Source organism: Oleiphilus sp. HI0066 (assembly GCF_001635725.1).
Genome location: NZ_LWFH01000481.1, coordinates 1 through 563, shown reverse-complemented (window position 1 = coordinate 563; position 563 = coordinate 1). Strand labels below are relative to the sequence as shown.

1 protein-coding gene is annotated in these 563 nt (G+C 43.0%); it reads right to left on the bottom strand.

All coding sequences use genetic code 11. The annotated features are described in order from the left end of the window. On the bottom strand, positions 1 to 563 hold a 563-nt coding region (locus A3738_RS06835), incomplete at both ends, for a glutathione binding-like protein (RefSeq protein ID WP_231876556.1).

The window sequence follows — 563 nt, the reverse complement described above, 5'->3', positions numbered from 1 at the left end:
GTCTGCTTCGGTTAAGGTATCACCAGCCAAATACCGAGATTCAGACAAGCGCACCTCCATACGACCTAAAGCCTCAAACAAGGCTTCGAAGTTTTTCTCATAGGCTGCTTGTGTGGTCGCAAATCCAGTTTTATACACACCGTTATTAATATTCTCGTACACATCTGCATTTAGTTCATCGATGATTTGTCGCTTAGACTCCGGATAGTAATCCACATCATCAGAAGCAAAATCATTAAAAGCCGTATTGAGCATTCGAATAATTTCTGAGGACTCGTTACTGACAATCTGCCGAGATTTCTTATCATAGAGCACCGGAACAGTGACACGACCAGAGTAATTAGGTTGAACTGAAGTATAAACTTGATGCATATATGTCAATCCATTCATGCCGTCTGGAAGATCGCCACCTTGAAACTCCCAGCCCTGAGATAACATCTCAGGCTTTACTATCGAAACAGAAATAACATCTTCCAAGCCTTTCAAAGCACGAAAGACAAGCGTTCTGTGCGCCCAAGGACATGCAAGCGAAACAAACAAATGATAGCGCCCTGACTCTGCTT